This is a genomic window from Nocardia carnea, assembly GCF_029868855.1.
GTDB classification, from domain to species: Bacteria; Actinomycetota; Actinomycetes; order Mycobacteriales; family Mycobacteriaceae; genus Nocardia; species Nocardia carnea_A.
On record NZ_JARWOV010000209.1, the window covers coordinates 112,551 to 124,395 of the forward strand.

13 protein-coding genes are annotated in these 11,845 nt (G+C 65.6%); 7 read left to right on the forward strand and 6 right to left on the reverse strand.

All coding sequences use genetic code 11. The features are described from left to right. The first annotated feature begins 30 nt into the window (after window positions 1-30). Window positions 31-879, forward strand: coding sequence for a mycofactocin-coupled SDR family oxidoreductase (locus QH195_RS20380; protein WP_280436607.1), 849 nt, complete (start codon window positions 31-33; stop codon window positions 877-879). A 42-nt stretch (window positions 880-921) separates the two neighbouring features. Next, on the forward strand, window positions 922-1,362 hold the full coding sequence (locus QH195_RS20385; protein WP_280436608.1) for a nuclear transport factor 2 family protein: 441 nt from the start codon (window positions 922-924) through the stop codon (window positions 1,360-1,362). A gap of 170 nt (window positions 1,363-1,532) precedes the next feature. On the opposite strand, the gene QH195_RS20390 is transcribed toward QH195_RS20385, so the two are convergent. After that, entirely contained in the window at window positions 1,533-2,294 is a 762-nt protein-coding gene (locus QH195_RS20390; RefSeq protein WP_280436609.1) for an SDR family NAD(P)-dependent oxidoreductase, read from the reverse strand. A 469-nt stretch (window positions 2,295-2,763) separates the two neighbouring features. Between QH195_RS20390 and QH195_RS20395 the strand changes: the two genes are divergently transcribed. The 4 genes from QH195_RS20395 (at window position 2,764) to QH195_RS20410 (ending at window position 6,229) form a co-directional block, all read left to right on the forward strand. Beyond that, complete coding sequence (locus tag QH195_RS20395) at window positions 2,764-3,579, forward strand: crotonase/enoyl-CoA hydratase family protein (protein ID WP_280436610.1); 816 nt, start codon at window positions 2,764-2,766, stop codon at window positions 3,577-3,579. Then, window positions 3,576-4,742, forward strand: a complete 1,167-nt coding sequence (locus QH195_RS20400) for a thiolase family protein (RefSeq protein WP_280436611.1) — start codon at window positions 3,576-3,578, stop codon at window positions 4,740-4,742. The genes QH195_RS20395 and QH195_RS20400 overlap by 4 nt, the downstream gene beginning before the upstream one ends. Window positions 4,743-4,782: 40 nt before the next feature. Then, window positions 4,783-5,193: a Zn-ribbon domain-containing OB-fold protein gene (locus tag QH195_RS20405; protein ID WP_280436612.1), complete on the forward strand. Its 411-nt coding sequence runs from the start codon at window positions 4,783-4,785 to the stop codon at window positions 5,191-5,193. Between the two features lie 136 nt (window positions 5,194-5,329). Next, the gene (locus QH195_RS20410) at window positions 5,330-6,229 is read left to right on the forward strand and encodes a TIGR03620 family F420-dependent LLM class oxidoreductase (RefSeq protein WP_280436613.1); all 900 of its coding nucleotides are present in this window, start codon (window positions 5,330-5,332) and stop codon (window positions 6,227-6,229) included. Window positions 6,230-6,344: 115 nt separating this feature from the next. On the opposite strand, the gene QH195_RS20415 is transcribed toward QH195_RS20410, so the two are convergent. From QH195_RS20415 to QH195_RS20425, 3 genes are all read right to left on the reverse strand, one after another. Further along, window positions 6,345-7,172 carry an NADPH-dependent F420 reductase gene (locus tag QH195_RS20415; RefSeq protein WP_280436614.1) on the reverse strand — a complete coding sequence of 276 codons (828 nt, stop codon included), beginning with the start codon at window positions 7,170-7,172 and terminating at the stop codon, window positions 6,345-6,347. Further along, on the reverse strand, window positions 7,114-7,857 hold the full coding sequence (locus tag QH195_RS20420) for an NADPH-dependent F420 reductase (protein ID WP_280436615.1): 744 nt from the start codon (window positions 7,855-7,857) through the stop codon (window positions 7,114-7,116). Before QH195_RS20420 ends, QH195_RS20415 begins: the two co-directional genes overlap by 59 nt. 131 nt (window positions 7,858-7,988) lie before the next feature. Beyond that, complete coding sequence (locus QH195_RS20425) at window positions 7,989-8,270, reverse strand: hypothetical protein (RefSeq protein WP_280436616.1); 282 nt, start codon at window positions 8,268-8,270, stop codon at window positions 7,989-7,991. A gap of 363 nt (window positions 8,271-8,633) precedes the next feature. Here QH195_RS20425 and QH195_RS20430 point away from each other — a divergent pair, with 363 nt between their 5' ends. Beyond that, window positions 8,634-10,067, forward strand: a complete 1,434-nt coding sequence (locus QH195_RS20430; RefSeq protein ID WP_280436617.1) for an FAD-dependent oxidoreductase — start codon at window positions 8,634-8,636, stop codon at window positions 10,065-10,067. A gap of 45 nt (window positions 10,068-10,112) precedes the next feature. On the opposite strand, the gene QH195_RS20435 is transcribed toward QH195_RS20430, so the two are convergent. Further along, a complete protein-coding gene (locus tag QH195_RS20435; RefSeq protein WP_280436618.1) occupies window positions 10,113-11,162 on the reverse strand; it encodes an AraC family transcriptional regulator in 1,050 nt (349 codons plus the stop codon). A gap of 328 nt (window positions 11,163-11,490) precedes the next feature. Then, window positions 11,491-11,616 (reverse strand): hypothetical protein, encoded by a 126-nt coding sequence (locus QH195_RS20440; RefSeq protein ID WP_280425943.1) that lies wholly within the window; start codon window positions 11,614-11,616, stop codon window positions 11,491-11,493. Between the last annotated feature and the right edge of the window lie 229 nt (window positions 11,617-11,845).

Below are 11,845 nucleotides of genomic sequence, written 5' to 3' on the forward strand. Positions count from 1 at the left end.
CCGCCGGTATATCGAACAAGGAGGACCACCATGGGACGTCTCGACAACAAGGTCGCGCTGGTCACCGGCGCCGCCCGCGGTCAAGGACGGTCACATGTCCTGCGGCTTGCCGAGGAAGGCGCCGATGTGGTGGCGATAGATATCTGCGCACCGGTGGACACCGTGCCCTATGCGCTGCCTACCTCCGAGGATCTGGCGCACACCGCCGAACTGGGGAGGGAGACGGGCCGTCGGATCATCCATCGGCAGTGCGATACCCGGGATCTGGCCGGACTCCAGGCCGTTGTCGCCGAGACGGTCGCGGAGTTGGGTGGGATCGATATCGTCGTCGCCAATGCCGGCATCACCGGTTTCGCGCCCTCCTGGGAGATGTCCGAGCAGCAATGGCAGGACATGATCGACGTCAACCTCACCGGCACCTGGAAGACCGTCCGGGCGGCGGTGCCGTCGATGATCGAGCGGAAACAGGGCGGCTCTATCGTCCTCACCAGCTCCCTTGCCGGTCTGATCGCTTACGCCGATCTCTCCCACTACACAGCCTCGAAACACGGCGTCACCGGTCTCATGCGAGCGCTCGCGGTCGAGCTCGCTCCACACAACATCCGGGTCAATTCACTGCATCCCGGCAACGTCGACACACCGATGATCAACAACCCGGTGGTGCACAATGTCTTTCTTCCCCACGTGGCGAACCCGACGCGAGCCGAGGTGGAAGAAGTTTTCGTTCAGTTGCAGGGCTTGCGCGTGCCCTGGATCGAACCCGTCGACGTCAGCAATGCGGTGGTCTACCTCGCCTCCGACGACGCTCGCTACGTCACCGGCACCACCCATGTGCTCGACGCGGGAGCCATGGCCCCCAACAAGATTCCGCACCGGTGAGCGGCCGGCGGCGCAGAACCGGCTGATGAAAGGTCCGCACTGATGTCCATCGAAGACAAATATGTCATCACCGAGCTGAACCATCGCTACGCCCTGCTTCTCGATACGGGCGAGCCTGCCCGGTGGGCGGCCGAAGTGTTCACGGAGGACTGCTGTTTGGATGAACGCCAGGTCGATTTCGGTCTCCACGTAGGCCGCGAGGCCATTGCGGCCTACGGGGACGAATTGGTGGACATGGTGGAACACGTCGTTCACCACATGACCAACCACGTGATCACCATCCTGTCCGACACCCGCGCCACGGGTGTCGCGTTCGGTATCTGCGACGTGCAGCATGCACGTGGCGGTCCTCGGGTGCGGTTCAACGTTCGGTACGAGGACGAATACAGAAAAGTCGACTCCACATGGCTGATCTCCAAGCGGGTGCTGGTGAAGACCTTCGAGCCCGAGCAGGTCGGCCAGGCGCCGCGCGCCTCGGGATAGTGCTCCGGCGATAGGTACTGAGGTGTGACGGCGCATCACAGGCCGCGCCCGGATCAGTGTTGTCACGCCGGACTACCTCGGCCGGCCTCCGGTACAGCTCTGTGGCGACGACCCTGTCGCCACAGAGCTGCCTGCTGTACGCAGCGCTCCGGCCGGCGAACTCGTCGCCGCTAATCGACCATGGTCAGGCCACCGCTGACGCTGAGTACCTGACCGGTGATGTAATCGGCCTTGTCGGAGACGAGGAAGGTGACCGCGGTGGCGATCTCTTCGGTCCGGCCGACTCGTTTGAGCGGGATGGTCGACAGCAACATGGATTTGATGCGGTCCGAGGTATCGTCGGCCCACAGCGGGGTATCGGTGGCGCCGGGGGAGACACAGTTCGCGGTGATACCGCGTTTGGCCCACTCCCGGGCCAGCGATTTGGTGAAAGCGATGACGCCGCCCTTCGTGGCGGCGTAGACGGCTTGCCCGCCGCTACCGACCCGGCCGGCGTCGCTGGCGATGTTGATGATTCGTCCGGAGCCGCGTTCGACCATCCCGGCGCCGACTTCGTGACAGACGAAGATCGTCGACATGAGATTGACATCGACGAGGTTGCGGATCTGCTCGACGCCGAGGGAGATGAACGGGTCATCACCCGCCCAGCCCACATTGTTCACCAGGATATCGATGGGACCGAGGGTGGTCGTGACGGCGCGGTTCAGTGCCGCGATCTCCTCGGGCGAGGTGACATCGCAGGTGAACCCGTGGGCGAGCAATCCCTGATCCGACAGTTCCCGTGCGACGGCATCGGCGCGGTCGCCGCGAAGATCGCAGACCGCCACCTGGGCGCCGGAATATGCCAGCTGAGTGGCTATCGCGGCGCCGATACCCTGGCCCGAGCCGGTCACCAGCGCGATTTTCCCTTCGAGGGACACCTGCATGTTCATACCTCCGTGTATGGGAGTGAGGTCCTGTCGGGCAAAGGCTCACTGCGGTCCGGCCTGATCTTTAATATGGACGGTATATGTCAGTATTATGGCTTCTGTATCTGTGCGCAAGTTTCGCGGCCGCCTGATGTGGGTGCTTCGAGACCGGTGCGGCCACTGTCGGTGGAACTGCGGGAACGCGAATGAGGACGAATTATCGCCGAGGACCAGGCTATCCGATGGCCTGGCGCGGTTCGAGGCGTATCCCGGGGCGGGCGCAGGGTTCGTCTCGGGTGTGCCCCGGCGTGGTCGGGGCGCCACCCTCAGTCCATTTCCTAATATGGACTATATGTGTCAGTATATCCGTAGTCCGGTTGACGACCGGATTTCGAGGAGTCATCCGCTCGACAGCCAGAACGAGGTGCCCGATGAGCAAACGTTCATGCCGCCGTCGGCGACTGTCCCGAGTCCGATAGCAGTGAGGTCAACCATGGCGACCGGAGAAGCTCACGACCTGCACACCGACGCGGTCCTGACACAACAGCGCGGCAATGTCCTGCTGATCACGATCAACCGGCCACGAGCCCGCAACAGCATCAACCGGATGGTCGCCGAATCGATCGGCGAGGCGCTCGAGACCGCCGAGCGCGATCCGGCGGTGCGGGCGATTGTCCTCACCGGAGCGGGCGACCGGGCATTCTGTGCCGGGGCAGATCTCAAAGCGCTGGCCGCCGGGGAAGATATCCACCCCGCGGGGGCTCGTGCCCGCTGGGGTTTCGCGGGGTATGTCGATCACCCCGTCAGCAAACCCACCATTGCCGCGGTCAACGGATTTGCGCTCGGCGGCGGCACCGAACTGGCGTTGGCCAGCGATATGGTCGTCGCGGCCGATACCGCCGAGTTCGGCCTGCCCGAAGTGCGCCGCGGACTGGTGGCCGCCGCCGGTGGTGCGTTCCGGCTGGCGCAGCAGATTCCGCGCAAAGTCGCCTTGGCGATGGCTTTCACCGGCGAGCCGATCTCGGCGGCGCGGGCGGCGGAGCTGGGGCTGGTCACTCGGGTCGTGCCGCAGGATCAGGTTCTCTCGGTAGCACTCGAGCTCGCCGATGCCATCGCCGCCAATGCCCCGCTTGCGGTGCAGGCCACCAAACGTATCGCGGGCGGCATCACCGACGGACATGTCGAGCGCGAGGCCGCGGACTGGGCGCGCAACCGCCTCGAAGCGGGACGGGTCCGGCATTCGCGAGACGCACAGGAGGGCCTGCGGGCCTTCGTCGAGAAGCGGACACCGAACTGGACAGGACAATGACACACAGCACCTCGCGATCACCGGTGATCGCCGGTCTCGGAATGACCGCGATGGGGAAGGTCTACGGCAAGAGCGCCCGCCAGTTCGCCGCGGAGGCCACCCGGCTGGCCGTCGCCGACGCCGGTCTGCGCTTGGCGGATGTCGACGGTTTACTGGTCTCGGGCGGCGTGACCAATGATGTCGGCCTCGAGTTGCAGGTCGACCTGGGCCTGCGCGACCTGGCGGTTCTGACCCAGATGCAGGCATTCGGCGCTACCGCCGGCGCGATGGTCCAGTACGCATCGATGGCGGTGCAGGCCGGGATGGCCGAAGTCATCGTGTGCGTGTTCGGTGATGCTCCGCTCGTGGAAGGGGCCGGGGCGGGCCGGGCCTATTCGGATGGTCACCGGACGCCTTCCGGATGGGCGGGCCTGCAGCGGTCGACGGGAGCAGTAACTCCGAACGTGCTGTACTCGCTGGCCGCGCGTCGCCACATGCTCGAATACGGGACGACCTCCGAACAGTTGGGTGCCATCGCCGTTGCCCAGCGCGACTGGGCCATGCTCAATCCACTGGCGCAGATGCGTACCCCCATTACCCTCGCCGACCACCAGGAATCCCGCATCATCAGCGATCCGTTCCACCTCTACGATTGCTGCCTGGTATCGAACGGTGGCGTCGCCGTCGTGGTGACCACGGCCGACCGCGCCCGTGACCTGGCGCAGCCTCCGATTCGCGTTCTCGGATGGGCACAGTGTCATCCAGGCACCAGATTGCGTCGTAACGACGACTTCGGGTTGGTGACCGGCGCGGCGCGCTCCGGGCCGGCGGCCATGTCGATGGCCGGCGTCACCGTCGACGATATCGATATCGCCGAACTCTACGACTGCTACACCTACACCGCTCTGGTCAGTCTCGAGGACTACGGATTCTGCGCCAAAGGCGAAGGAGGCGAGTTCGTGGCGACGCCGGGAATGATCGGCCCGGACGGCAAGGTGAAGATGAATACCGGCGGGGGACAGCTGTCCTCGTACTACATGTGGGGTATGACCCCGCTGTCCGAGGCCATCCTGCAGGCGCGCGGGCAGGCCGGCGCCCGGCAGGTGGAACAACACGAGCTCGTCCTGGTCTCGGGTAACGGGGGAATTCTCGACCACCACTCGACCTTGATCCTGGGCTCGTGAGCCGGGCCCGGCCGGAAGAAGCGGAGGGATTCCCACATCAATGAACGTTCAGCCTGTTGTCCGCGATGCCGCCACCTCGAAGTTCTTCGACGGAGCCGCACGAGGGGTCTTCCTGTTGCGACGGTCCACCGAAACCGGGGAAATCCTGGCTCCGCCCGCAGTGCAGGACAGTCTGGGTAACACCGATCTGGAATGGGTGCAGGCTTCGGGTCGGGGCCGGGTCGTATCGTGGGCGTTCGTCCCCCGGCGGGGCCGCGGTTCGGATGCCCCGGTCGAGGTCACGATCGGCCTGGTGGAGCTCGATGAGGGGCCGTGGTGGTGGACCCAGCTGGTCGATATCGACCGCGATACCCTCGCTGCCGGACTACGAGTCCGCGCGGTGTTCCTCGAGTCGGGTCCGGCGGAGACCGACGAGTATGTCCCGGTCTTCACGCGGGCCGAGAACGAGTAGGCCGATATCCGATCGAAAAGCGGCCGGTCCCCGCGCGATCTGCGATCGAGCCGGCATTCCGGGCGACATGGGTATCGGGCGCGCTACTTCGGTACAGGCAGCAGAACCGACGAACCAGGAGAGTAGGTCAACAACTATGTCCGATCGAAAAACCGGTGTGGAGTTTCCGTCCAAGGTCGGCGTCTGGTGGAACAGTGAGGCGTGGCCGATACGTGCGGCGCAGGACATCGCCCGCGATATCGAAGCATTGGGGTTCGGTTCACTGTTCATGCCCGAGGGCGGCGGGAAAGACGCGCTGGTGGAATCCGCGGCCTTCCTCGCGGCCACCGACCGGCTGGTGATCGGTACCGGCATCGCCAATATCCACGTCCGGATACCGACAGCGGCGGAATCCGGCGGCCGCATCCTCAGCGCCCTGTATCCGGGACGGTTCGTGCTCGGGTTGGGTGTCAGCCACGGCCCGTTCGTCGAACAGTTGGGAGGGGCCGCCTATCGCAAGCCGCTGGCAACGATGCGGACGTATCTCGAGCGCATGGACGCACTGTCCCCGGAGATCGAGCCCGGCGCCAGGCCGCTACGCCTGCTCGCCGCACTGGGACCGAAGATGATCGAACTGTCCGGCGAACACGCCGACGGCGCCCATCCCTACCTGGTGACGCCCCAACAGACACAGGTCACCCGCTCGATCCTGGGCCCCGATCGTTGGATCGTCACCGAACAAGCCGTAGCGATCGGTGACGATTCCGAGGATCAACTTCGCCGTGCGCACGACCATCTCACGGCGTATTCGACGCTGCCCAACTACCGGAACTCGTGGCTACGCCAAGGTTTCGACGAGTCCGACCTGGTCACCGGTGGATCGGACCGGTTGGCCCGCGCACTGGTCGGCGTGGGTTCGGCCGACGCCGCCGCCGCTGCGCTCACCGCACATCTCGACGCCGGCGCGGACCACGTCGTCGTGCAGGTCCTGACGGACACACCGGCGACCGATCCGCGGCCCGCGCTCCGTGAGCTTGCCGAGGCGCTGCAGTTGTAATTTCCAGCGCGCGGCTTGCCGTCCGACGGTGTGCGGACGGCCGCGCGAAATGGCGCCACCGCAGCGGGCCGGTGGCCTCTTCTACCGGAGAGATCGGCGGCCCGCGGGCGCTGGGTCAGTGGTGTGCGGCGCGATTGATCGCGACGGTCTCGTCCAGCGAGGGTGCCGCAGTGAGGCTCGCGAATTGCTCCCCGAGCCGGTCACGAGTACGGGGAGCTTCGTCCTTGTCGGCCGCTGCCAGGGCCCGCCGCAACTGCGCGGCATCCAGTTCCGTGCAGTAGGCAGGAGTCCCCGGCTGTTGCCGCCACGATTCGGCCAGAACACCGGCATCGACCGGATCGAAGCCCGTGTCGTCGACGAGCTGCATGACGATCCGGCGTGCTCGTTCCGAGTCGGCGGCAACGGGGATGGCGATGCGGCCGGGCGTTCCGGCGGGTGCTCCCTTGGTCTGCTGCGTCCCCGCGAGCGCGGCGTTCCACGCCTTCACAATCGGTGTGCCGAGCTGCTCGGCACTCCACACACTCTCGACCTGACCGTTGTCCACCGCCTCGACGTGGCCGTTCATGCCGGGATAGTAGTTCGACGTATCGACGATCACGGTATCGCCGGAAACCCCGGCCAGGACGCCGGCGAGCTCGGGCTGCTTCGCGAACGGGATCGACAGGATGATGACCTCCCTGTCGTGAGTCGCGGCTTCCAGGCCGACTGCGCGGGCGCCTGCCTCGCGGACGTCGGTGGCGACGGCCTCCGGGCCACGGGCGTCCGCGACCAGTATGTCGTGTCCGGCCTCGCTGAGCCGGCGTGCGATATTGCCGCCGATGGCTCCGGCGCCGATAACGGAAATCCTCATATCGTGTTCCTTCCTTTCTCTCGTGTCCGGACAGCTACATGAACAGCGCGCGGCTGAGGCGGACGTGGTACTCGGAATCGGGATTCGTTCCAACGCCGAACCTTTCGGCGATTGCGGCGCCCGACAGGTCGCGCCGCGTCGGCAATTTTTCGGCCTCGGCGCTCGCCAGGGCGGCCGGCATCTCGTCCCGGGTGAGATCCGTACAGTAGGCGGGTGCTCCGGGCTGCTGGCGCCATGATTGCGCCAGCGGTCCGGCGTCGAATCCGTCGAATCCGGTGTCCTCGACCAGTGCCATGCCGACCGCGCGGTCGCTGTCGTCATCGGCGGCGACCGGGATGGCGATCCGGCCCGGAGTCCCTGGAGGCGTGCCTTTCAGGGCAAAGGAGCCGGAGCCGATGGCGTTCCATGCCTTGACGATCGACCGGCCGAGCTGTTCTGCGGCCCAAAGGCTTTCGACCTGGCCGGCCTCGATGGCCGCGATCTGGGAATCACGCCCCGGAACGTAGTTCGAGGTGTCGATGACGATCGTCTCGGCGGGGACACCGGCGAGCAGCGGCGCGATCTCGGGAACGCGGTTCAGCGGGATGGAGATGATGACGACGTCCACGCCTTGCACGGCCTCGGCCGCGGGCACCGCGCGGGCTCCCGTGGCAAGGACCGTGGCGTCGATCGTTTCGGGCCCGCGCGAGTTGGCCACCTCCACGTCGTGTCCGGCCGCGCTCAACTTTCGACTGAGCGTCTTACCGATATGGCCGACACCGAGAATGCCTACCTTCATACAAAACTCCTCGGGTTCTGTTTATCGATTTCTTTTATCGGGCAAGGCTGTGCGAACACTTCGCAGGTGCCGTTCAGGCTGGCGGACCACCCGGCGCCGGGGGCGGCTGCTCTACTGCTTGTTGTGCCCCGTTACCGGGCCCGCACCTTCCCCGTGGGCAGCGCGGCGCGCACGTACTCCTCGGTGGTCGCGATGATTTTCTCGCAGGGCACCGTCAGCGGGTTTTCCGGTTCCAATGCTCTCGCGGCAGCCATGAGCGGTTCCGGTAATCCGCTGAACGCGCTGAAATATTCCTCCATCACGCGCAGCCATCGCCGAAGCCTTTCCGGCGCGTCGTCGAGCTGTGCTATGTCGGCTCGACGTGTCTCCAGTTCTTCCGAACGGGACTGCAACACCGCAGCCGTATGCGCCATAGCCGCTCCTCTGATCGATTCGGAACGAAACGGAGGGATTATCCGCTTCAGTGACCGACAATACGGAGGAAGTCTCCGGATTGTCAAAGGGTGCGGCCCGGCACGAGCGGCGTCCGGCAGCCCGCGGTCGGTCGCGGACGACTTCGCCTGTGCGATCACCCTCGAAACAGGAGAACGCTGGTCGAGGGCAGGGGCGAGGTGAGCTACGCGGCCGAGTTCCTGCGGGCGGGTGCCGTGGTACTCCTGCATCGTCGGGGGTGGCGGCTCCCACTGAGAGGGATTGTTCGAGCCCGATGTGCCGGGCCGCCCAGCACCATGGGCGTGGACTCCGTGGTGAGCACGGGTTGAGGAAAGGAATTCGCAATGGGCGCTGTGCGCTTCGATGAAGAATGCGATGTCGTGGTCGTCGGGGTGGGGGCGGCCGGTTCTGCGGCGGCGTTGAGCGCGCAGGCGGCGGGGGCGCGCGTCGTCGTCCTCGAGAAAGCGGATGCCGCGACAGCCGGCGGCAATACCCGGGTATCCGGGGCAGGGTGGTTCATCAACCGTGATCCGGAGCGCGCCGCGCAATTCCTGCGTTCCCTGTGCGGTCCCTATCCCGTGGCCGACGATGTCGTCGAGGCGTGGTCGCGCGAAACGGCGCTGAACTCCGACTGGCTGCGCGCATTGGGGGCAGAAGTAGGTATGAGCTCGGAGTATCACACCGAGCCCGAGTACCACACCCTCGACGGTAGTGATTGCTACGCGGGTATGGACACCGTGGGCGCGCAGATGGGTGATTTCCGGCTCTACGACTTCTTGCTCGGCGCCCTCACCGACGCCGGTATCGAGGTGCGTTTCTCGACACCGGCCGCGGAACTGATCACCGAGTCCGGCGTGGTGACCGGTGTGGAAACCGCCGGCGGGCGACGGATCCGTGCCCGCGGCGGCGTCGTTCTGGCGACCGGAGGGTTCGCCGCGAACACTCGAATGGTTCGCGACTATCTCAGGCTGACCGATGCGCCGATTTGGGGATCACCGCATTCGACCGGTGACGGTCACCGTATGGTGCAGCGTATCGGCGCGGACCTGTGGCATATGGACAACATGATGACGATCACCGGTGTGCGTGTCGACGATGGGCCCGGTATTTTCCTCGCGCCCTGGGCGGCCCACAACTACCTGTTCATCGGCTCGGACGGCCTGCGATTCGTCGATGAGACCGCCGAGAACCGGCACGGTCACATCTACCGCAACGGCACTCTCGAACTCTTCCCGCTGAGGTCTTTCCAGCTGGTCTTCGACGAGCGAATGCGTGCCGCGGGTCCGTTGAGTCCAACCCGGGAGGTGCTGCCGGTGGGGTGGAAGCTGCTGATGCAGAACTTCGCCTGGAGCGCCGACAACAGCGAGGAGATCGCGTCCGGACTGATCCGGCGCGCGGATACGATCGCCGAGCTCGCCGAACTCGCCGGTGTGGATCCGACGACGCTGGAACGCACTGTCGCGCGGTACAACAACGCCTGCGAAATCGGCCGCGACGACAGTTTCGGCCGTTCACCCGGAACTCTCGCGCCGGTGTCGAAGCCGCCGTTCTATGTGCTGGACGTTGCGCCCCTGCTCGGCTGGACCAACGGCGGCCCGCGCCGTGACGGGCGGGCGCGGGTCGTGGACGTAGACGGCACGGTGATCGCGGGCCTTTACGCTGCCGGTGAGGTGAGCTCGACATACAGCTGGGCCAAGGACGGCGGGTTCCATATCGCCGACGCCCTGGCCTTCGGCCGGATCGCCGGTCGTGAGGCAGCCGGGCGCACGGGCGTATGACCGGAGGTCGTTGTCTACGCACGACTGCGGCCCGGCCGGACCGGGCTACTCCGCGGATCCGCTGCCCGGTCGGTAATGAGAGGCCTCCCGGTACGCAGACGGCGGCATCCCCCGCCATCTTTTGAAGGCGATCGTGAAGCTGGCTGCGTCCTTGTAGCCCAACGTCCGGGATATCCGGGATATGGAATGGTCGGAATTCGAGAGCAGATCGCAGGCGAGGTCGCACAGGGTCTCGTCTCGTAGCTCGGCGAAATCGTGGTCTGCGAGTTCGAGCTTGCGCTGCAGAGTGCGTGGTGAGACCTGCAGCGTGGCAGCCACATTCGCGAGTTTCCGGTTCAGTGCCGGCGCGGCTCTGATGGCTTTGGCGACGGTGTCGGGCCAGTCGCCGGTCGCCCGGAACGAGTCGAGAACTTCGGTGTCCGCTTTGATCCATGCCGCGTGCTGGAATGCGTTCCCGAAAGGGAGTTCCTCTGTCGATATCACGGGATCCCACCACAGCCGCAGCGTTTCGGAGCCACATTCGACCACGTCGCTGGAGACGTAGGTCAATGCTTCGGGCGAGACTTCCGGTAACGGGAATTCGATGCGAGTGAACGGGAACCGGCCGCCGTAGAGCCACTCGAACGAACGGCTGGTGACATAGAGGTCGCGATATGCGCTGAACGGGATCAGCTCTTTCGCGGTGTCGGGGTAGGTGAACTGAACACCTGTCACCGTGCCATCGGATGTCCGGAGCGCCCCGATCTCGAGCAGTCCGGGTGAGTAGTCGACTGCGTTCACGGCTTCGACCCAGGACGCAATGGTCGGCGCGGTCGCGAGAGCCATTCCGCGCGCGCCGACCGTGGCAGTGGTGTAGGCCCGTGCGGCGCGTAGCCAGAGATCGACGCGATCTCCGGTCAGCGCAACGAACTCGAGTTGAAAGGCCAGTTCTTTCCTCGCCGGGATAGTGCCACCCGGGCGGTTCACCGCATCGGGGTCGATTTCCGCGTTGACAAGTGCGGTTCGCCAGTCGAGACCCGCTTCTTCGAGAATTCGGCGCAGCGCGTGGACGCTGAAGTTCGCGACACGGAGGTTCTGATACGAGTTCAGCTTCACTGCTGCCTCCTTACGTGGGTTCGGCGGCCGCCGCTCAACAGCGCTGTCGAGACGAATGCCCCGGCAGGCATCGGAAGTCCCGCCAGTACGTTTGCATCCTGCGCCATCACGCGACAATAGGAGGCATTTGACGCGTTTTCCGGCTTTGTTGGCGTCGAATACGGTGCCGATTCGACGCGAACGGCTCCTGGTCCGAGCCGCGGGCAGCCCTGCTGACCTTCAGCCCACTATCGTGCACGAAAACGTGGACAAGCGGCGGTCATGCGAAACGGCCGGCTGGATCCCCGTCTGATCCAGTCGGCCGTTTCGGCGGATGTTCGACCCGCTGTCAGGCGAAAGCCGCGAACCCGTGGCCGATCTTCGTATCGGTTTCCAGCGCGCGGTTCAGCGTGTGCTCGACCGCTATGGCGAGCTGATCGAGCTTGTGGAGGGTGTCCTCGAGCTCGGTGTTCACCTTGCTGTGTGCCTCGGTGAACCCGTCCTGTGCGCCCTGGCGAGGTGCGGCGCGGTGACGGGTCGGTCACGGAAGTGACGGTAGTTGTGATCGAGGCTGCGCAGGGCCGGGGCCGGATCGCGGTGGAGCCGGCCGGGTAGACCTTGTCGCGAAGGGTGCCCGGGATATGAGAGAGGGGGGGGGGGGGGGGTGTTAACGGACCCCCCCCCCACCCCGGCGGGGGAGAGGA